The 19,471-nt window shown below is 73.3% G+C and carries 23 protein-coding genes; 13 read left to right on the top strand and 10 right to left on the bottom strand.

Going from position 1 to position 19,471, the window contains the following annotated elements:
- The first annotated feature begins 121 nt into the window (after positions 1–121).
- The 3 genes from ACZ4V1_RS32425 to ACZ4V1_RS32435 all read left to right on the top strand — a co-directional run bounded on the left by ACZ4V1_RS32425 (position 122) and on the right by ACZ4V1_RS32435 (position 1,855).
- Complete coding sequence (locus ACZ4V1_RS32425) at positions 122–565, top strand: nuclear transport factor 2 family protein (RefSeq protein ID WP_468343631.1); 444 nt, start codon at positions 122–124, stop codon at positions 563–565.
- Positions 562–1,410 (top strand): NAD(P)H-binding protein, encoded by an 849-nt coding sequence (locus ACZ4V1_RS32430; protein WP_468343568.1) that lies wholly within the window; start codon positions 562–564, stop codon positions 1,408–1,410. Before ACZ4V1_RS32425 ends, ACZ4V1_RS32430 begins: the two co-directional genes overlap by 4 nt.
- A 181-nt stretch (positions 1,411–1,591) precedes the next feature.
- On the top strand, positions 1,592–1,855 hold the full coding sequence (locus tag ACZ4V1_RS32435) for a DUF5133 domain-containing protein (RefSeq protein WP_468343571.1): 264 nt from the start codon (positions 1,592–1,594) through the stop codon (positions 1,853–1,855).
- A 105-nt stretch (positions 1,856–1,960) separates the two neighbouring features.
- On the opposite strand, the gene ACZ4V1_RS32440 is transcribed toward ACZ4V1_RS32435, so the two are convergent.
- Positions 1,961–2,929 carry a GlxA family transcriptional regulator gene (locus tag ACZ4V1_RS32440; RefSeq protein ID WP_468343574.1) on the bottom strand — a complete coding sequence of 323 codons (969 nt, stop codon included), beginning with the start codon at positions 2,927–2,929 and terminating at the stop codon, positions 1,961–1,963.
- A 202-nt stretch (positions 2,930–3,131) separates the two neighbouring features.
- Between ACZ4V1_RS32440 and ACZ4V1_RS32445 the strand changes: the two genes are divergently transcribed.
- Entirely contained in the window at positions 3,132–3,626 is a 495-nt protein-coding gene (locus ACZ4V1_RS32445; RefSeq protein WP_468343577.1) for a hypothetical protein, read from the top strand.
- 108 nt (positions 3,627–3,734) lie between these two features.
- The gene (locus ACZ4V1_RS32450; RefSeq protein ID WP_468343580.1) at positions 3,735–3,950 is read left to right on the top strand and encodes a hypothetical protein; all 216 of its coding nucleotides are present in this window, start codon (positions 3,735–3,737) and stop codon (positions 3,948–3,950) included.
- A gap of 260 nt (positions 3,951–4,210) precedes the next feature.
- On the opposite strand, the gene ACZ4V1_RS32455 is transcribed toward ACZ4V1_RS32450, so the two are convergent.
- Positions 4,211–4,567: a winged helix-turn-helix transcriptional regulator gene (locus ACZ4V1_RS32455; RefSeq protein ID WP_468343583.1), complete on the bottom strand. Its 357-nt coding sequence runs from the start codon at positions 4,565–4,567 to the stop codon at positions 4,211–4,213.
- Positions 4,568–4,658: 91 nt separating this feature from the next.
- Here ACZ4V1_RS32455 and ACZ4V1_RS32460 point away from each other — a divergent pair, with 91 nt between their 5' ends.
- On the top strand, positions 4,659–5,501 hold the full coding sequence (locus tag ACZ4V1_RS32460) for an SDR family oxidoreductase (RefSeq protein WP_468343586.1): 843 nt from the start codon (positions 4,659–4,661) through the stop codon (positions 5,499–5,501).
- Positions 5,502–5,657: 156 nt separating this feature from the next.
- The gene (locus ACZ4V1_RS32465) at positions 5,658–5,879 is read left to right on the top strand and encodes a hypothetical protein (RefSeq protein ID WP_468343589.1); all 222 of its coding nucleotides are present in this window, start codon (positions 5,658–5,660) and stop codon (positions 5,877–5,879) included.
- 30 nt (positions 5,880–5,909) lie between these two features.
- Here ACZ4V1_RS32465 and tgmB read toward each other — a convergent pair whose 3' ends face one another.
- The 3 genes from tgmB to ACZ4V1_RS32480 form a co-directional block, all read right to left on the bottom strand.
- Entirely contained in the window at positions 5,910–6,896 is a 987-nt protein-coding gene (gene tgmB, locus ACZ4V1_RS32470; RefSeq protein ID WP_468343591.1) for an ATP-grasp ribosomal peptide maturase, read from the bottom strand.
- A gap of 16 nt (positions 6,897–6,912) precedes the next feature.
- A complete protein-coding gene (gene tgmA / locus ACZ4V1_RS32475; protein ID WP_468343594.1) occupies positions 6,913–7,104 on the bottom strand; it encodes a putative ATP-grasp-modified RiPP in 192 nt (63 codons plus the stop codon).
- 119 nt (positions 7,105–7,223) lie between these two features.
- Positions 7,224–7,547: a YkvA family protein gene (locus ACZ4V1_RS32480; RefSeq protein ID WP_468343597.1), complete on the bottom strand. Its 324-nt coding sequence runs from the start codon at positions 7,545–7,547 to the stop codon at positions 7,224–7,226.
- A 219-nt stretch (positions 7,548–7,766) separates the two neighbouring features.
- Between ACZ4V1_RS32480 and ACZ4V1_RS32485 the strand changes: the two genes are divergently transcribed.
- Complete coding sequence (locus tag ACZ4V1_RS32485; protein ID WP_468343600.1) at positions 7,767–9,254, top strand: hypothetical protein; 1,488 nt, start codon at positions 7,767–7,769, stop codon at positions 9,252–9,254.
- A gap of 66 nt (positions 9,255–9,320) precedes the next feature.
- Here the strand turns inward: ACZ4V1_RS32485 and ACZ4V1_RS32490 are convergent, their stop codons facing one another.
- The 4 genes from ACZ4V1_RS32490 to ACZ4V1_RS32505 form a co-directional block, all read right to left on the bottom strand.
- Positions 9,321–11,459: a xanthine dehydrogenase family protein molybdopterin-binding subunit gene (locus tag ACZ4V1_RS32490; RefSeq protein ID WP_468343603.1), complete on the bottom strand. Its 2,139-nt coding sequence runs from the start codon at positions 11,457–11,459 to the stop codon at positions 9,321–9,323.
- 25 nt (positions 11,460–11,484) lie between these two features.
- Positions 11,485–12,477 carry an FAD binding domain-containing protein gene (locus ACZ4V1_RS32495; protein WP_468343606.1) on the bottom strand — a complete coding sequence of 331 codons (993 nt, stop codon included), beginning with the start codon at positions 12,475–12,477 and terminating at the stop codon, positions 11,485–11,487.
- A complete protein-coding gene (locus ACZ4V1_RS32500; protein WP_468343609.1) occupies positions 12,474–13,037 on the bottom strand; it encodes a (2Fe-2S)-binding protein in 564 nt (187 codons plus the stop codon). The genes ACZ4V1_RS32495 and ACZ4V1_RS32500 overlap by 4 nt, the downstream gene beginning before the upstream one ends.
- Before the next feature lie 436 nt (positions 13,038–13,473).
- Positions 13,474–14,625, bottom strand: coding sequence for a hypothetical protein (locus tag ACZ4V1_RS32505; RefSeq protein WP_468343612.1), 1,152 nt, complete (start codon positions 14,623–14,625; stop codon positions 13,474–13,476).
- A 201-nt stretch (positions 14,626–14,826) separates the two neighbouring features.
- Here ACZ4V1_RS32505 and ACZ4V1_RS32510 point away from each other — a divergent pair, with 201 nt between their 5' ends.
- Positions 14,827–15,621: an SDR family NAD(P)-dependent oxidoreductase gene (locus tag ACZ4V1_RS32510; protein ID WP_468343615.1), complete on the top strand. Its 795-nt coding sequence runs from the start codon at positions 14,827–14,829 to the stop codon at positions 15,619–15,621.
- 15 nt (positions 15,622–15,636) lie between these two features.
- On the opposite strand, the gene ACZ4V1_RS32515 is transcribed toward ACZ4V1_RS32510, so the two are convergent.
- The gene (locus tag ACZ4V1_RS32515) at positions 15,637–16,719 is read right to left on the bottom strand and encodes a YihY/virulence factor BrkB family protein (protein WP_468343618.1); all 1,083 of its coding nucleotides are present in this window, start codon (positions 16,717–16,719) and stop codon (positions 15,637–15,639) included.
- 341 nt (positions 16,720–17,060) lie between these two features.
- Here ACZ4V1_RS32515 and ACZ4V1_RS32520 point away from each other — a divergent pair, with 341 nt between their 5' ends.
- The 4 genes from ACZ4V1_RS32520 (at position 17,061) to ACZ4V1_RS32535 (ending at position 19,350) form a co-directional block, all read left to right on the top strand.
- Complete coding sequence (locus ACZ4V1_RS32520; RefSeq protein WP_468343621.1) at positions 17,061–17,486, top strand: hypothetical protein; 426 nt, start codon at positions 17,061–17,063, stop codon at positions 17,484–17,486.
- A 5-nt stretch (positions 17,487–17,491) separates the two neighbouring features.
- A complete protein-coding gene (locus tag ACZ4V1_RS32525; protein ID WP_468343634.1) occupies positions 17,492–18,262 on the top strand; it encodes a hypothetical protein in 771 nt (256 codons plus the stop codon).
- Between the two features lie 38 nt (positions 18,263–18,300).
- A complete protein-coding gene (locus ACZ4V1_RS32530; protein ID WP_468343624.1) occupies positions 18,301–18,825 on the top strand; it encodes a roadblock/LC7 domain-containing protein in 525 nt (174 codons plus the stop codon).
- Positions 18,826–18,975: 150 nt separating this feature from the next.
- Positions 18,976–19,350, top strand: coding sequence for a roadblock/LC7 domain-containing protein (locus ACZ4V1_RS32535; protein WP_053141038.1), 375 nt, complete (start codon positions 18,976–18,978; stop codon positions 19,348–19,350).
- The last annotated feature ends 121 nt before the right edge of the window (positions 19,351–19,471 follow it).

Genomic DNA, 19,471 nt, shown 5'->3' on the forward strand with positions numbered 1-19,471 from the left:
GGCGCACGCCTGGGCGCGAGCAAGCGTGGGCGCGCGTTGCAAAGCGGACCGCTGGTCCGTATTGTTTGAAGCGGACCGCTGGTCCGTATTGTATGCGACAGAGAGGGGCTCATCCATGCCCATGCCCACGCCCACCCCGTCCACCGCGCCTGTCCCGGCGGCGGACCTGTACCGCCACAGCCTGCGGCTGCTGCTGGACAAGGACGTCGACGCCTGGGCCGGTCTGTGGTCCGACGACGGAGTCATGGAATTCCCCTTCGCCCCCGAGGGCCGGCCCAGGCGGCTGGAGGGCCGGGAGGCCGTCGCCGCCTACATGCGCCACTACCCCGACCACATCGACCTGCACGACTTCCCAGAACTGCGGATCCACGAGACCACCGACCCGCGGACCGTCGTGGTGGAGATGCGCGGCGTGGGCAGGGTGGTGAAGACCGGCGCGCCGTTCGACATGACGTACATCGCCGTGGTGACCGTCCAGGACGGGCGGTTCACCTCCTACCGTGACTACTGGAATCCGCTCGCCCTCCAGGAACCCGGTACCGATTTCGCCGGGAGCACCCGATGACCGGCACCGGCACCACACTGGTCATCGGAGCCACCGGCACCACCGGCAGCCGCACCGCCGCCCGGCTGATCGCCGCGGGCCACCGCGTGAAGGCCGCGAGCCGGCGCGCGGTCCCGCTACCGGGCGCCGAAGCGGTCCGTTTCGACTGGCACGACGCCACCACGCACGACGCGGCCCTCGAGGGAGCCGACCGCGTCTACCTCGTTCCGCCGCCGGGCGACTGGGACCCGGCCGCGGTCATGCTGCCCTTCCTGCTGAGGGCGCGAGACGCGGGCGTGCGGCGTGCGGTGCTGCTCAGTTCCTCGGCCGTTCCCGAGGGCGGCCCGGCGGTGGGCGCGGTGCACCGGGCGCTCCCCGGCCTGTTCGAGGAATGGGCGGTGCTGCGGCCGTCCTGGTTCATGCAGAACTTCACCGGCGCCCACGCGCACGCCGTCAGCGTCCGGGAGGACGGCGCCATACTCACCGCCGCCGGGAGCGGCCGCGTGGGCTTCGTCGACGCCGACGACATCGCCGCCGTCGCCGTGCGGGCCCTCACCGACGATCGAGCCCCCGGTACGGACCTGATCCTCACCGGTCCCGAGGCCCTCGGCTACGACGACATCGCCGCGATCCTCACACAGGTCGGCGGCCGGCCCGTGGTCCACCGCCACCTGACCCACGGGCAGTTGCGTGCCCGCCTCGCGACACTGGTGCCACCGGACTTCGCCGCGATGCTGGCCGACCTGGACCGAGCCATCGCCCGGGGGGCCGAGGACCGCACCACCGACACGGTCGAACGCGTCACCGGCCGCGCGCCGCACGGCTTCCGGGAGGTGCTGGAAAGGGAGCTCGGTGCCGGTGAGTGACCTGCGAACAGGCAGGGCACCCGAACTCGTTGAGTCTCTGTTCAACCAAGTCGTCGACCGATCGCGATGATGGTCGGACAGGAAGCGACGGATTTTCGTCAATTGCGAGCGGGGGCGCACACAGTGTGATTGGTCCGGCCGGGTCCGGGCATACGCAGCGAAACTCGAGAGAGGGGCGCTCGTGCTCGAACCGGACCCGAAGGTCGTCAGGGAGTTGCTGACGCGGTACGCGTCACTGCGGATCGCTCAGGCGGAGAGGGAGCGGCCGGCGACGGCGCGAGAGCTGGCTGACGTCAGCTACACGCTGTGCGTGATGATGGCGACGACCGGCATCCACGACGCGGTGGCCAAGGCGGACGCCCTGCTGCTCGCCAAGGGGCGGACACCCGACGCCGTCCGCGTGGCGGACTCGGACGGGGAGGGCGGCCTGTCGCTGGCCGTGTGACATCGCCGTACCTGGGGGCCCGCCTTGGGAACCAGGCCGGCCGGTCCGATCAGTGCGATCAGTGCGATCAGACCGACAACGCAGGACTGATCCGCGAGGCGGGCCCTACGCGCGGACGGCGGGCGCGACCGGCTTTCCGTGGAACGCCGCGCGATAGGCGTGCGGAGTGGTGCCGACGACCCGGCGGAACCGCTCCCGGAAGGCCGTGGGGGAGCCGAACCCCGCCTGCCGCGCGATCCGTTCGATCGGGTGGTCGCCGTTCTCCAGCAGGAACTGGGCACGCCGCACCCGCGCGCGCAGCAGCCACTGCAGTGGAGTGGTGCCCGTCTGCTCGCGGAACCGGCGGCTGAAGGTGCGCTCGCTCATACCCGCGCGCGCAGCCATCGCCCCGAGGGTGACCTCTCCGCCCAGGTTGTCCTCGATCCACTCCAGCAGCGGTTCCAGGTCCGAGCCCCGGGGCACGGGCGGACGCTCGTGCACGATGAACTGGGCCTGCCCGCCCTCCCGTTCCAGTGGTACGACGCACATCCGGGCGGCGTGCGCGGCGACGGCCGACCCCAGGTCCCGGCGGATCATGTGCAGGCACATGTCCAGGCCCGCGGCGGCGCCCGCCGAGGTGAGCAGCTGCCCGTTGTCGACGTAGAGCACGTCCGGCAGCACCTCCACGCGCGGATAGCGGCGGGCCAGTTCCGCCGCGGCGATCCAGTGGGTGGTCGCCCGCAGCCCGTCCAGCAGCCCGGCCTCCGCGAGGACGAAGGCGCCCACGCACACCGAAGCGATCCGCGTACCGGCACCGGCCGCCCTCCGCAGCGCCGAGAGGACCCGCTCCGAGGGCGGACCGTGCTCCTCCGAGCGGCCCGGCACGATGATCGTGTCGGCGGACTCCAGAGCCTCCAGACCCCGGTCGATACGGAGGGCGAGCCCGTCCGTGCGCACTTCGGGCGACTCCGCGCACAGCCGGACCCGGTACGGGCTGCGCCCGTCGGGCAGTCGCGTCCAGTCGAAGGCCTGCATGGGCGCCGCCATGTCGAACGGCACGACGTCGTCGAGGACCAGGATCGCCACGGAGTGCATGACGTCACGATAGGCGGGTTCCCGCCGGGGCCAGAACCCCGTGCACACCCCTGACTGCGTCCTCGTCCGGCCGGACACTCCCTGATGACGGTGTTGGCGAGAATCCGTTGGAAGCTGTCGTTTCGGCCTCTGTGCGATCACCTGGCCGCTTCCTAACGTGGCTCCCACCACCTCGACCGAACTGCCTCCGGAGCCCCGACCGATGACCAAGATCCTGCTGTCCCTCCACGTCCTGGCCGCCATCATCGCCATCGGGCCCGTCACCGTCGCGGCCAGCATGTTCCCGCCGGCCGCCCGACGGGCGGTGGTGGCGGTGCCCGCGGGGGCCGGGGGCGGAACCGGTACCGCGGACACCGGGGACGTGGGCACCGTCCGGCTGCTCCACCGCATCTGCCGGGTCTACGCCGGCCTGGGCATCACGGTGCCGGTCCTGGGCTTCGCCACCGCGTCGGCGATGGGCGTCCTGGGGGACGCGTGGCTCATCACGTCCATCACCTTGACCGCGGCAGCCGCCGGCATCCTGGTCGCCTTCGTCCTGCCCCGTCAGGAGGAACTGCTGGAGCAACTGACCGACCGGCAGCCCGTCGAGCGCGCCCGCACCGCACGGCTCGCCATGTTCACCGGCCTGTTCAACCTGCTGTGGGCCACGGTCACGGTCCTCATGATCGTCCGGCCCGGCTCCACGACCGGCGCCTGAGCGGCCGTCACCTCATGGACGGAATGCACACCCCCGGGTGGACGGGCGCCTAGACTGCTCAGTCGCGCCTCCGTGCGGGGGCGGACGACAAGAAAGGCACGTTGACGGGTGTTCCAGGATTCCCCCATCTACGACCGACTCGTCGCCGAACGCGGTGACGTTCCCGAGCAGGTGCGACGGGATGCCGAACGCGTGAGCAGGGAGCTGGAGGTTGTCATGCGCCCGTTGCACTCACCCGGCCACCTGCCCGGCGACGAACGGCGGCAGTCCCCGGGCGCCGGCTGGCAACGCACCGCCCTGCTGCCCGGCCCGCGCCCGCACTGAGAGTCGCGCAGGTTCTCGCACTCCGCGTCCACCTCGCCGAGCTGCGCGGTGAGTTCCTCGATACGGGCGCGGAGGTGTGGGGCCTGGTCGGCCGGTTCGCGCTCACGCGTCTCCACGTATTCCAGCACCGCTGTGACCTGCTGGTTCTCGCTCATGCGGTCCTCCAGGAGGGCAGGGTGGTGCCGGTGAGGCGGCGGGCCATGACGGAGGTCATCGCCCGCAGGACGCGGGAGCGGGAGGGGCGGGCCGTGCCGGTGCGGTTACCGGGGGCCCCTGTCGAGTCGCTTGAACAGCTCCTCGAGCGGCTCGCCGATGTGCCGGCCGAATTCGGTGAGGCCGTAGGTGACCTGCGGGGGCGTCGTCGGCTCGACCTTCCGCCAGACCAGGCCGTCCTGCACCAGACCACGCACGGTCTGGGCGAGCATCTTCTCGCTGATTCCCCGGATGCTCTTGCGTAGTTCGAAGAACCGGAGGTCGTTGCGGCGCAGCGAGATCAGCACCCAGACGCCCCACCTGCTGGTCACGTGGTCGAGTGCCTCGCGGGCGGGACAGTCGGTGTGAAGCACGTCATACCGCTGCCCTGGGTCGGCCTGCGTGGCCTGCGCACCTTCCGTCATGTCCTGAGCTTACCTCCAGGTACGTCCTTACCGGACGTAAGGGCAGTCCCTAGCGTCATTACCGCAACGCCCAACGAACGAGGAGCAGTTCATGATCGTGGTAACCGGGGCGACCGGAAATGTGGGCAAGCCGCTGGTGCAGGCCCTCGCCGAGGCCGGCGAGCAGGTGACCGCGGTGTCGCGGCACGCGGCGCCGGTACCGGCCGGCGTCCGCCATCTGACCGCTGATATGGCGGAACCGGCGGGCCTCGCACCCGTGTTGACCGGAGCGAAGGCCCTGTTCGTCCTGCTCTCCGGTGACCTGCACGCCCCTGGCGCCGGGCAGCCGGCCGAGCTGATCGACCTGGCCGCCGCCGAAGGGGTCGGCCGCGTCGTCCTGCTCTCCTCTCAGGGGGTGGCGACCAGGCCGCACGGCCGCACGCGCACAGCGATGCGTGCGCTGGAGGACGCCCTGCGGCGGTCCGGCCCTGACTGGGCCATCCTGCGGCCGGGTGGCTTCGCCTCCAACGCCCATGCCTGGGCCGAACCCGTCCGCACGCAGGGTGCGGTTGCCGCGCCGTTCGGCGACATCGGGACGCCGGTCGTCGATCCGCTCGACATCGCCGAGGTCGCGGCGGCGAGCCTGCTCGACGACCGGCACGCCGGCGGCGTGTTCGAGCTGACCGGCCCGGAGGTGATCACACCGCGTCAGCAGGCGCAGGTCCTCGCCACGGCACTCGGCTCGCCGATCCGGTTCGACGAACTCAGCCGCGAACAGGCCAAGTCCGCGATGACCCGGGCCGTTCCGCCGGAGCTCGCCGACGACACCCTGGACATCATCGGCGGCCCGACCCCGGCAGAACTGCGCATCAGCCCGGACGTGGAGCAGGTCCTCGGCCGTCCGCCGCGGTCCTTCGCCGACTGGGTCGACCGCAACATCGCCGCCTTCCGCTGACCCACCCAGCTCAGGCCGGCAGCGGCTCCCAGGGCTGTCCCTCGTGACGGTAGGCCGGGAAGTCGATGGATCCGGCGACCTCGCCGCCTCAGTGGACGGCCGGACCGGCCTCCGCGCGTTCACCGCCACCAGGAAGCCGATGCGGGCGCGCGACCTGTGCCAGGCGAGGCCCTCGGCCTGCCGATCGCCCCGAAGAACACCGAGGGCATCCGTTCCAAGCTGAAACGCCTGGTCGCCAGGGGCGTCCTCACCGAACCGGAACCCGGCCTGTCCGTCCAGCCCGGCACCCGAACCGCACCAGGCCCCGACGACCAGCAGCCCTCACTCAACCTCAACCTCGACCACGAAACGGACAACTACTCACGTTCCGCACTCTGAAACCCGACGGCGGCGGCGGAACGCCGCTCCTCACCCGACGACCGTGGTGCCCGGGCCGCCCGCGTCCACCGGGTCCTCGGCGCCGGGCCGGGCCAGCCACTCGGCGATGGTGCGGGCGATCGGCTGGCCCGTGTCCACCTCCACGAAGCCGAACTGCCCCGACTGGTTGCACTCCAGGAACCACCACGTTCCGTCGCCGTCCTCGGCGAAGTCGAGGGCACCGTAGGCCAGCCCCGCCGCGCGGAGGAAGGCGCGGACGGCCTCGGCGACGCGCGGCGGCACCTCGGCGGGCCGCCACGGTTCGGTGGACGCTGTGAAGCGGACGTCCACCTCGTCGGGGTCCGCACCCACCAGGGCCGTCTTCCGTGCGGCCAGCAACTCGTCGCCGACGACTGTGAGGCGGATGTCGGCCCGCTTGGCGACCCGGCGTTGCAGCAATGTCGGGCCGTGGGCGACGGCGGAGAAGTCGGCCTCGGGCGAAACCCTGCTGGTCGGCACCGCGAGGGGCGGGTCCTGCGGCTGCGCGCCCGAGACGGGCTTGACGACCAGGTCCGGGTAGCGCTCGGCGAACTCGCGGGCGGCCCGCGGGAAGGTCGTGATCAGCGTGGCCGGCACGGGCAGCCCGCACTGCTGCGCGAGACGCAGTTGCCACGGCTTGTACCGGGCCCGGTGCGCCGCGTCGGGCTGGTTCATCCAGCGCGCCCCGCAGCCGCGGAGCATGCCGTAGAGGGCCTGCCCGGACTCCTCGGTCAGCCATGCGGAGGGCTCGGCGGCCCGTGCGGCGGCGCCACCCGGCCTGCGCACCCAGACGGACCGCAGCCCGCCGATGCTCACCAGGCGGCCCCCCGAGGACAGATGGCCCCGGAACGAGCCGTGCACGAACTCACCGGAGAGCGCGACGGAGTCGGTCAGGTCGGCGGGGTCCAGGCGGACCACCGGTACTCCCGACGCGTTCAGGTGCACGACCACCATGTCCGCGGTGACGTCCTCTTCACAGGTCAGGATCAAGACGGTCATTCTCGACGACCCGTGTTCAGTCGTCGAAGTGAGTCTTCGACCCCGCGGTGGAGGTCGTGGTCCCCAGTTCTCTCAGCAAGGCGTGGTCACAGGCGGCCACCCGCCCGTCCAGAAGCACGTTCAACTGCAGCCCGGAGTCGTAGACGTACGGAGTCGTGGCGTCCAACTCCACTGCCGGACGTGCGTAGTTGAGCGCGAACGGTTTCATCGTCTCTCCCTGGTCGGTGCTGCGCCGAGCAAGCGATGGTTCCTTTGCGCCGTCGCCTGGTCCGCCGACTGCCTTCGGCTTCCAGAGACTTATACGAATCGAACGGGTGATTGGTTTCCTTACGCAGCGTAGTCATGGGGCGGGCCGGTGCTTTCCCGCCGCTCCGCGGCCCTGCGCCGCCCGCCGGGAGAGCCGTGCGCGGAGCGCAGAGCGAGGAGCAGTACACCGACGTCGTCCAGGTAGACGGGGTCGGGCACCAGGTCGGCCGGCAGCACCAAGTAGAGGACGGCGCCCCAGAAGACCCACCCAGGACCGGTCGGGAGCCCGGCCCGCCTGAGCTCCCGCCGGGTGCGGACCAGCCGCACCAGTACGCCGACCGCCGTAGCCAGGACGACCGCCGCGAGCAGCACCGCCGCGGCGATCACCATCGTGGTCGTGTCCACCAGCCCCTCCTTCCGGTACGAGCGCGCGATGCGCGGCACGCGCCTTCTCTCCCCGGATTCCCGCTCGGAGCGGCGACAAGTCCGCATGCAAGGGCCTCTCATCCCTGTGGCCCACTCCGGTGGCGCGGTGCGGTGGACGTGCTTAGTAATGGTCAGCACACAGCGCGAGTCGCATGTCGGGGACGCAGGGCGGCCGCACCCCCACCACACGGAGAGATCATGACTACCGGCTCTTCAACACCTCGTTCGCCCGAGTACGCCATATCCGCCGTGGACCTGCCCACCGGGGAGACGACCACGGGCACCGGCACGCACCCGGTGCGTCAGTCGGCCGCGCAAGCCGACGCCGAGGTGTCGCCCGTCCACCCCTCGGCCGCCCGTTCCCCCGATCCCCAGCCCACCGCTCCCCGGGAAGCCGCCCCCGCTCCCCAGGAAGCCGCCACCGCGGCCCAGGGGCCCGCGCCCGCCCCCGTCGAGCCCGCCCCCGCCCCCGCCCCTGCGCCGCAGGAGTCCTTCCTTCAGGAGACCTCCGTCCAGGAACCCGTCACCCATGACGAACTGGCGCGCGAGTACGGCGATCCCGTCGGCGACCTGGTGCGTGCCGCCGTGGCCGACCGGCCGCTGGAGGAGGTCGTCGATCTGATCACGATGCTGGAGCGGTCGCCCCAGTACGCGCAGGCCACGATCGACGCCTTGCGCGCGGTCGGAGTGAACCGCTCCGTGGAGGACGTCACCCGGCTGGTCGGCCTGCTGACCCGGCCGCCGCGCCACTCGGACAGCGCGGACGAGGCGATCCGGGCCGCGGCGGAGTGCCGTTCGGTCGAGGACGTCACCCGGCTGATGGAACTGCTGCACCGCACCCCCCTCGAGCCGCACTGCGGGCAGGAGGCCGTACGGGCCGCCGCCACCGGCCGGCCCGTGGAGGAACTGGTCGAGCTGATCGGCCAACTGGCCGAGGACGGACGGGTACGCCCGGACCGCCCCGACGCCCGGCGCCTGCGGGCGGCCCTGGACGGAACCGCCGACGACGACGAACCGGAGCGCGCCGACCGTCCGGCGGGACTGGCCGGCGCCTTCGCCGCGGCGGACCGCCGCGGTCGCGAACGCCGCAGGAAATCGCGCCGCCTCGGCCGCCTGGGACGCGACCGGGACCAGGACCCCGCGTCGCCTGAGCCCGAGCGGAACCCCGCGTCGCACGACCGAGACCGTGCGTCCCTCGACCGCGACCCCGCGGCCCGCGACCGTGCATCGGGTGACCGCGACCGTGCGGCGCGCCGGTCCGCCCGGGGCGCCGCCTGGCCCGCCTGGCTCACCGTCGCCGTCCTGGCCGGGTGCGGCGTGGCCTACTTCCCGCTGCACCACGACGACGCCTCCGCCCGCGCCTACGGGGCCGCCCTCGGTCTGTCGGCGCTCTGCCTGGTGCTGGCCCTGCTGCTGACCGTGCGGCCCGCCGTACCGCTGCTCGCCGCGGCGGTCGTGGGACCGGCGGCGCTGGCCGCGGCCAAGCTCTACGGCAGCGCGACACCCTCGGCCCGGGTGTCCCCGGCCGTGGACCTCACGCTGGCGCCCACCTGGATCGCCGTCGCGGTCGCCGTGCTCGCGTCCCTGGTCGCGCTGATGGCGCTGTGCGTACGGGTCGCCTCGCAGGCGCCCGCCAAGCGCTGGCCGGCCCGGCCGATGGCCGGAGCGAGCCGCGCCGCCGACTGACCCCCCGGCCCGCCGCGCACGGCACGTGGTCCGCGCCGCACCTCCGGCGCGGACCACGTCCCGCGTTCACACCCCCAACGTGCCCGCGGGGTGCTCGTGTTCGAGCAGTCCGGAGAGCACCCGGTCCGGGGTGAGCGGGAGTTCCCGGAAGCGGATGCCCGTCGCGTGGTGGACCGCGTTGCCGACGGCCGCGGCCGAGCCGACGATGCCGATCTCTCCGATCCCCTTGCTGCCCATGGGGTTGAGGTGGGTGTCGTCCTCGTCGACCCAGTGCACCTCCACGGACGCGACGTCGGCGTGCGCGGGCACGTGGTACGAGGCCAGGTCGGACTCGGTGAAGTCACCGAACGCCGGGTCCATCGTGCTGTCCTCGGTCAGCGCCATGCCCAGGCCCATGGTCATGCCCCCGATGAACTGGGAGCGGGCCGTACGGGCGTTGAGGATGCGCCCCGCCGCGAAGACGCCGAGCAGACGCGTCACCCGTACCTCGCCGGTCACCGTGTCCACGGTCACCTCGGCGAAGTGCGCGCCGAACGCGTGCCGTGCGTATCGGCTTTCGGCGTCGGCGGTGCCGGAGGTGTCGGCGTCGGCCGCGACCCCCTCGTCGGGCAGCGGCCCCGAGTGCTCGGCCAGCCGGCCGGTCAGCCGCGTGCACGCCTCGTGCACGGCCCATCCCCAGGAGGCGGTGCCCGAGGAACCGCCGGCCATCGGCGCGAATCCGATGTCGCTGTCGGCGACTTCGATACGGACCCGGTCCAGCGGGGCGCCGAGGGCTTCGGCCGCGATCTGGGCGCAGACCGTACGGGCGCCCGTACCGATGTCGGTGGCGTTGACGCGCACCAGGAAACCGCCGTCGGGCAGGGCCCGCGCGGACGCGGTACACGGCGACACCAGCACCGGATACGTGGCCGCGGCCACTCCGCTGCCGATGAGCAGCGGTCCGGCAGCGCGGGACCGCGGCCGCGGATCGCGGGCCTCCCACCCGAAGCGGCGGGCGCCCTCGCGCAGACAGTCCACCAGATGCCTGCTGCTGAACGGCCTGCCGCTGTCGGGTTCGGTCTCCGGCTCGTTGCGGATCCGCAGCTCCACCGGGTCCGTGCCCAGCTCGACGGCCAGTTCGTCCACCGCGGTCTCCAGCGCGTACATGCCGGGGCACTCGCCGGGGGCGCGCATCCAGGAAGGCGTGGGCACATCGAGCCGCACCACGCGGTGGAGCGTGCGCAGGGCGGGGGCGGCGTACATCACGCGCGCCGGGACCGCCTCCTGTTCCACGAACTCCTTCACCCGGGAGGTGTGAGTCGTCACCTCGTGCACGAGGGAGGTGAGCCGGCCGCCCGCGTCGGCGCCGAGGCGCAGCCGGTGCAGGGTCGGCGCGCGGTGGCCGACGACGGCGGGCAGACAGCGGCGCGGCAGCGCGACGGTGACCGGCCGGCCGGTCTCGCGTGCCGCCATCGCGGCCAGCACCACGTCGGGGCGGGGAGTGCCCTTCGAACCGAAGCCGCCGCCCACGTGCTCGGCGAGGACCGTGATCCGGTCCTCGGGCACCTCGAACATGGCGGCGAGCTCCGTGCGCACGGCGCTGGTGCCCTGGCTGGAGGAGTGCACGGTCAGCCGGTCGCCGTCCCACCACGCGGTGCTCGCGTGCGGCTCCATCGGGTGGTTGTGCAGCGGCGGTATCCGGTACTCGACGTCGAGCCGCGTCGCCGAGGAGGCGAAGGCACCGTCGGGGTCACCGTGTTCGGTGACGGCCGGGAACCCGCCGTTGGCCGACTCGGGGACGTACGCCTCCGGATGTGCGGCGGTGAGCGTCACGTCGTGGGCCTCCGCCTCGTACGTGACACGGACGGCGGCGGCACCCGCCCGCGCCGCCTCCAGGGTCTCGGCCACCACCAGGCCGACGAACCAGCCCCGGTGCGGGACGTGCGGGCTCTGCAACAGGGCCAGTGTGGGGTCGTCCGGGTCCCCGAGCCGGGGCGCGTTCTCGTGCGTGAGCACCGCGAGTACGCCGGGCAGGCCGAGCGCCGGGGCGGTGTCGACGCCGGTCACCCGTCCCCGCGCGATCGCCGCCGGGACGGGCCAGGCCTGGGCGCGGCCGGGGGCCGGGTACTCGGTGGCCTCGGCGGCGTACCGGGCGGTGCCGGTGACCTTCTCCCGCCCCTCCCGGCGCTCGACTGGAGCGCCCAGGACGGTCTCGGTGCCGGTCATGGAGTCCTCCTCGTGGACGCCGGGTTCAGGTGGTGGCCGGCGGGGCGAGCCGGCCCAGTACGTCCAGCGCCAGCCGGCGGGCCAGCGGCACCTTGTAGGCGTTGTCCCGCAGCGGCTCCGCGGCGGCCAGCTCCAGGTCGACCGCGTGCTCGAACGCCGCCGTCGTGGGCGCCGCGCCCACCAGCGCGTCCTCGGCCCGCCGGGCCCGCCAGGGCCGGTGCGCGAGCGCCCCGAAGGCGATCCCGGCGTGGTCCACCACGCCGTCCCTCAGGTGCAGGACGACGGCGACGGAGGCCAGGGCGAAGGCGTACGACGCCCGGTCGCGGGCCTTGCGGTAGGCCGACGGCAGCCCGGCCGTGGCGGACGGCAGGACCACTCCGGTGATCAGCTCGCCGGGGTGGATCTCGGTGTCCCGCTCCGGGTGCAGGCCCGGCAGCCGGTGGAAGTCGGCGGCGGGAACGCCGCGCGTGCCCTCGGGGCCGTGCAGTTCCACGCGCGCGTCGAGGGCGGCGAGGGCCACCGCCATGTCCGAGGGGTGGGTGGCGATGCACTGCTCGGAGTGGCCGAGCACCGCGTGGTCGCGGTGCACGCCCTCCAGCGCGCCGCAGCCGGTGCCGGGCTCCCGCTTGTTGCAGGGCTTGGACAGGTCCTGGAAGTAGGGGCAGCGGGTGCGCTGGAGAAGGTTGCCGCCCGTGGTGGCGGCGTTGCGCAGCTGCCCGGAGGCACCCGCCAGCAGGGCCTGGGAGAGCGCGGGATAGCGGTCGCGGACGGCGGGGTGGGCCGCGAGGTCGCTGTTGCGTACCATCGCGCCGACGCGCAGCGCACCGTCGGGCAGCTCCTCCACCGTGTCCAGCGGGAGCCGGGTGACGTCGACGAGCGCGGCGGGCGTCTCCACCCCGAGCTTCATCAGGTCGACGAGGTTGGTGCCGCCGCCGAGGTAGCGGGCGCCGGGGTGGGCGGCGAACGCGTCGGTGGCCTCCTCGACGCTGCCGGCCCGGACGTAGGCGAAGGGCTTCACGGGATCACGTCCTCGACCGCGTCGGCGATACGCGGATACGCGCCGCACCGGCACAGGTTGCCGCTGAGCCGCTCCCGGATCTCCTCCCGGCCCAGTGGAACGGGCTCGCCGGAGGGTGCCGCCGGGTCGGTGACGTGGGACGGGTGCCCGGCCGCGGCCTCGGCGAGCACGCCGACCGCGGAGCAGATCTGGCCCGGGGTGCAGTACCCGCACTGGAAGGCGTCGCGCTCCAGGAACGCCCGCTGCACGGGGTGAAGTTCCTCGCCGTCCCCGGCGAGGCCCTCGACGGTGGTGATCTCGCGGCCCTCCAGGGCGACGGCGAACAGCAGACAGCTGTTGACGCGCCGCCCGTCCACCAGGACGGTACAGGCACCGCACTGCCCGTGGTCGCAGCCCTTCTTGGCGCCCGCGAGCCCGAGATCCTCCCTCAGCAGGTCCAGCAGGACCCGGCGGTGGTCGACGGTGAGGGTGTGCGGTTTGCCGTTGACGCGGAGCGTGGTCTGCGATCGGGACGTCTGAGGTGGGGAAGCGGGGGCGGTGCCCTCGTGCTGGCTGTCCATGGCGTCGATGACCTTCCGGGACGGGCCGTGCTGCCGTGCCGTCCGCGTATCCACGTCGCGCCGGCTGACACGTGAGGGTGCCCTCAGTCGGCGGGCCCGCGCCGGACCGGCCGCGGACGGCGCCATGACGGCGGGGTACGGGGACCGCACACCCGGCTCACGCCACAAGCGAGCCCACGCGGCCCGGCGGCTCGTCCGCCCCCTCCCGCCGACGAGGCCGCCCGCGGTCCGCGCCGCCACCGGCGGCCTCCCGGACCGCCCGGCGCGCCTGGGCGGGAGCGACGAGCACCACGCCCGCGCCGCCACCGGACGCCCACCGCTCAGCGAGCGGGAGCGGCGCGCCCTCGGCCCGACACGGACCGCGTCGCACGTCGACGGGGCGCCGCCGCGGCCGGCCGGCGGCCCGGTCGTCGCCGGCCGCCGGGGCCGGCGGGAGTCAGCCGTCGCGTTCGGCGGGCGGCCGGGTGCCGGGGGTGCCGGTCCCGGGCCGCGGTGCCCGGGCCGACCCCCTGAACCGCTCCAGCGTGCGGGTCAGACTGCGCAGTGGGGACACCTGGGACGACTGGGCCGGCGGGGGGCCGGCGGGGGCGGACGCGGCGGACTCCCGGTACGCGGCCAGGGCCTCGGCCGCGCGCTCGGCCGCCTCCCGGTACAGGTCCCGGGACTGCGTCATGGCCTCCAGTGCCTCGGCGTACATGGCCACCAGCTTGCGCTCGCGCTCCAGTTCCTCCGCCATGGTCAGCAGCCGCCAGTCCTCCCGCAGCGCGGCGAGGGCCTCCTCCGCGCCCTCCGGCAGCGGTCTCGGCAGCGCGGCGAAGGAGGTCACCGCCGCGATCAGGGCGGCGGGTTCGGAGCCGTCCAGGAAGACGGTGCGAACGGAGAAGTCCCGGGCGTCGTACCCGGACGGGGCGGGGGTGCCGGGCAGTACCACGGCTCCACCGCGCGGGACCTGGACGCCGAAGTCCTCCAGAGCCCAGTTCACCACCCGCAGCTGCTGCGGCGCGGCACGGTGCTCGACCACGCGGTGGCGCAGGCCGGGCGGCAGCCGGTGGGCGAGCGGTACCCGGCCGCGGTGGTCGGGAGTCATCGCCTCGTGCACGACGACGTGGATGTTCCACGGGCTGCGGGCGGCGTCCTTGAGCAGTCGGCGCAGCGCCTTGTCGTCCTCGGGCAGGGTGTTGAGGCCCCGCAGGCGCAGCCCCGTGGCGGTGTCGCGGTCCCAGGTGACGTCCGGGTCGTCGGGCCAGAACATCGTGGCGGGCGAGGGCCAGTCGGGTTCCCAGGCCTGCTCGGCCTCCGCCAGGAGGGTCCACTCCTGCCCGCCGGCCGAACCGGGCTCCAGGACGAGCCTCGCCCGCACGGTGACGTCCTCCGGGACCTTCCAGCGGGCCTCGAAGACCAGGTCGCCGGGGGTCTCGTCGTCCGGCCGTTCCTCGGGCAGCTCCAGGAAGTCGTCGATGCGGCGGCTGTCCTTCAGCCGCTTCAGGGTGTGCCGGACGGTGTCCTCCGCCGCGGAACCGACGTGGCGGCCGCGAGCGGGCCACACCGTGGGCGGAGTCGTGGGGCGGGCGGTGGCAGAGGTCGGCATGAGTCCATCGGGAGGCAGGAGCAGGGGCACGGACACACGCAAGTATCGTCGCCGCAGGTCAGCGGAGAGCATCCGGGGGTCCGCCGACCGGGCGGCCCGCGGCACGGTCGGCGGCGCGGTCGGCGGGGTCCGAGGTGCGCCATGGGCGAGGGTGGGCAGCAGCACGGCAACCGACCGTACGGCACGACAAGGAGCGACCCGGTGAACCTCGGCCTCGGCGGACGGACCGCGCTGGTGACGGGATCCTCGCAGGGCATCGGAGCGGCGATCGCCGCCGGACTGGCCCGGGCCGGCGCCACGGTGGGCGTCAACGGACGCGACGCCGCCCGTCTGGAGGAGCGCGTCGGGAGACTGCGGGCCGAGGTGCCGGACGGCGTGTTCGTGCCGGTCGTGGCCGATGTCGGCACCGCCGAGGGCGCGGAGCGGGCCCTGGAGACGCTGCCCGACGTGGACATCCTCGTGAACAACCTCGGTGTCTTCGGCGCGATGCCCGCGCTGGAGATCAGCGACGACGAATGGCGCCGCTACTTCGAGATCAACGTCCTCGCGGGCGTCAGGCTGACGCGCGCACATCTCCCCCGGATGAGGGAACGGGGCTGGGGCCGGGTCCTCTACATCGCGAGCGACTCGGCCGTCGCCGTCCCGGCCGAGATGATCCACTACGGGGTCTCCAAGACGGCACTGCTCGCCGTGGGCCGCGGCTTCGCCAAGGAGGCGGCGGGCAGCGGTGTCACGGTGAACTGCGTCATCGCCGGACCCACCCACACCGAGGGCGTCGAGGACTTCGTGTACCAACTGGTCGACCGCGACCTGCCCTGGGACGAGGCGCAGCGCGCGTTCATGCGCGAACACCGCCCGCAGTCGCTGCTCCAGCGGCTGATCGAGCCCGAGGAGATCGCGAACCTCGTGGTGTACCTGAGCTCGCCCCAGGCGTCCGCCACGACCGGCGCGGCCGTCCGCGTCGACGGGGGGTACGTCGACTCGATCCTCCCGTAGCCACGCTTGGCGCGGTCACTCTCCCGGTGCCGCGCGCCGTCGGTCCGCCTCGTCCCAGGCCCGGGTGTCGCGCGGCTCGACGTACGGTTCGTCGTCGGGCGGATGGCCGCCGTCGATCACACGCTGCCGGGCCAGTTCCGCGTCGAACTCGAGGCCGAGCAGAATGGCCAGGTTCGTGACCCACAGCCACACCAGGAAGATGATGACACCGGCCAGGGTGCCGTACGTCTTGTTGTACGAGCCGAAGTTGGCCACGTAGAACGCGAACCCGGCGGAGGCGAGCAGCCAGATCAGCAGCGCGAGTACGCTGCCCGGCGTGATCCACTTGAAACCCTTGACCCGGGCGTTCGGGGCTGCCCAGTACAGGATCGCGATCATGAAGGTGACGAGCACGACCAGCACCGGCCACTTGGCGATCGACCACACCGTCAGGGCGGTGTCGCCGACGCCGAGCGCGGTGCCCACCTGCTCGGCCAGGCTGCCGGTGAACACGACGATCAGCGCGCTGACCACGGCGAGCACCAGCAGCACCACGGTCAGGACCAGCCGCAAGGGCAGCACCTTCCACACCGGGCGTCCTTCGGGCACGTCGTACACCGCGTTCGCCGCGCGGACGAACGCCGCCACGTAGCCGGACGCCGACCACACGGCACCGACCAGACCGACCACCGCCAGCACGGAACCCAGACCCGCCTTGGCCTGCAACTGCTCCACCGCGTTGGTGATGACGTCCCGTGCGGCGCCGGGCGCCAGCTGCTGGATGTTGTCGAGCACCTCCTGGGTGGCCGACCGGCCCGCGATCCCGAGCAGGGAGACCAGTACCAGCAGGGCCGGGAACAGCGACAGGATTCCGTAGTAGGTGAGAGCGGCGGCCCGGTCCGTCAGCTCGTCGTCCTTGAACTCGGCGACCACGCGCCGCAGCAGCGCGGACCACGAGCGCTTCGGCAGTCCGGTGGGGGAGTCGGGGGCGTCGCGCTCGGTGGCCGAGTCCGGACCGTAGTCTCCGGGCTGCCGCTCGTCGGGGATCTCGTCCGCCGAGTCGTCCGTCCTGGCGTCCTTCGTGTGCTTCCCGCGATGGGGGAGATGGATTCGGGCCATGGGCCCCGGGTAGCCCGTCCCGGCGTCCCCACGCCCCCGAGCGCGGCAAGCGTGCCGGGTGTGCGGCCACCACCCGAAGCCGGGGCGTTCACTCGTGGACCCGGGCGGCGCGCCGTTCCCACAATGGTGCGCGCGGACAGGCCCCGCCCACCATCCGCATCGGGGCGGGCCTGCCCGCGCCACCCCTCGCTCACCGGCCCTCGCATGGTCGAAATACCGCAGTATGCCGGAGCGCGCGCACGTTCCTCTGGAAAATGCCAAAGCGCTCACCGGATGCGTGCACTTTCCGTAGTCTCGGCGTCACGTTCGCGGTACAGCCGTGCGGGGAGAGGGGATCCGGCGTGCCCGGAATCGACGAGAGTCTGCTGGAAGCCATGCGGCTGCCCGGCGCACGGGGCGCGTCGCTGGTCGACTGGATCAGCGGGCTCGCGCTGGGAGCCGTCGGCGAGGCGCCGGGCGGCGACTGGGAGGCGACCGCGGCGGAGACGGCGGAACTGGCCCGGCACGTCGCGGAGAGCGGCTCCCTCGCGGTGGCCGGCGCACCCGCGGCAGCCGGTCCGGCCGGTCCCGCCGCAGCGCCGGACAAGGAGCCGCCGGTCGAGGACATGATCGCCACCACCGCCGACGCCTACCACCTGCTCAGGTTCGTCAGCACTCCGTTCGACAGCACCGTCTTCCTCCACCTGTGGCTGGACCGCAACGACGGAAACCTCGCCCTGGCCCGCATCCGGCTGGCCGAGATGGCGGATCGTCTGGTGCTCGGGTGACCAGGGTGACGACCGCCTGGACCACGCACGAAACGACGTCGGCGGCCCTCGGCACACTCGCGGCCGAGGGGGCGACCGGTGCCCTGTCGGGCGAGCGGGGCATCGTCTACCTCACGGCGGGCCGTGTGGTGCATGTGGAATCGGCCTTCACCCCGGACCTCGGAGCGCTGCTCACCCGCAGCGGAGCCGTCGCGTCGGACGCCTGGTGGGAGGCGGTCGAACGCGGCGGGACACAGCACCGGGTCGGACGCCGGCTCGTGGACAGGGGCCGGCTGGCCGCCGGTGCGCTGGAGGTCTGCCACCTGGGCGCGCTGTTCGACGCCGCGTACTTCGTCCTGGCCGAGGACGCGCGCGCCCACCGCTTCCGGCCGGGCGCGGTGCACTGGCTCGGTTCGGTGCGGTCCGTACCGGTGGACGTCGTCGTCCGCGAGTGCGGACGCCGACGTGCCCTGCTGGACCGCATATGGCCGGACCCCGGCATCGACACCGTCCCCCTCACGCGGGTGCCCGACGCGGGTGCGGCGGCCCTGCCGGTACGGCGCGGCCGGATCCTCACTCAGGTCGACGGCGTCCGCACCGCCGCGGAGATCGCCTCGGCGCTCGCCTGCCGTACGTACCACACCCTCGTCGAACTGCGCCGCCTGGCCGCCGACGGCCTCGTCGCCGCCGCGCCGCCCGCACCCGCCCCCCGCGCGCCGGGCCCGGGCGACGTCGTGTGGGAGGACCCGGACACGGCCCTGCTGCGACGGCTTCGAGAGGCCTTGGAGGCCCTGTGATCCGCGCGCGTCGACAGCGTGCCGAAAGGAGACTGCTCATGGCCGTCGAGAGCGACGTCCTGGACGAACTGCACCGACTGCGCAACCGCGTACCCCAGCTGACCGGTTCGCTCGCGGCCACCGTCGACGGGCTCGTCCTGGCGCACGACGCGCCGGGCACCGAGCCCGAGGGTCTCGCCGCGCTCACCGCGGCCGCCCTCGGCGTTGCACACCGCATGGCCGACGCCACCGCACGCGGCGGGTTCCGGGAACTGCTGCTGCGCGGGACCGACGGCTACGTCGCCACCTACGCGGCCGGTCCGGCCGCCGTGCTCACCCTGCTCGCCGACGGCCGGGTCAACGTGGGCCGGCTGCACCTGGAGGGCCGGCGCAGCGGCGCCCGGATAGGCGAACTGGTCGTCGCCCGCATCGGCCACGACCGCGGCCGTCCCCCGGCCGCGGAACACGTCACTGCGCCCGCCGGGGAAACGGCCCGTCCCATCGGCACCCTGCCGGTGCGCACCCCGCAGCGGCCCACCCACCGACCGAGCCCTCAGGGCGGTGGCCACCGCCGGCCGACCTGATCAACCGACAGCCAACGATCACCACCGACCAAGCACCGACCAAGCACCGACCAAGCACCGACCAAGCACCGACCAAGCACCGACCAAGCACCGATCAAGCACCGATCAAGCACCGATAAGCATTGATCATGTCCGGAAAGGAACCCACGCATGGCCAACCTGGAGACCTCGCTCAAGGAATGCCTCAGCTCCATCGACGGAGCGACAGCCGCCGCGCTGGTCGACTACACCAGCGGGATGGCCCTCGGCACGCTGGGCGGCGGCAAGGACTTCAACCTCGAGGTCGCCGCCGCCGGCAACACCGACGTCGTGCGGTCCAAACTGCGCACGATGGAGCACCTCGGTCTCAAGGAGGAGATCGAGGACATCCTGATCACCCTGAACACCCAGTACCACATGATCCGCCTGCTCAAGGGCCGTGGTGGCAACGGGCTGTTCCTCTACCTGGTGCTCGACGCGAGCCGCGCCAACCTGGCGATGGCCCGCCACCAGCTGCGCCGGATCGAGAGCGAGCTGGATGTCTGAACCCGTCGGACCGTGACACCGGGCGCGGGGGGGGGGGGGGGGGGGGGGGGGGGGGGGGGGGGGGGGGGGGGGGGGGGGGGGGGGGGGGGGGGGGGGGGGGGGGGGGGGGGGGGGGGGGGGG

It is taken from the genome of Streptomyces sp. NPDC028991, assembly GCF_055564775.1.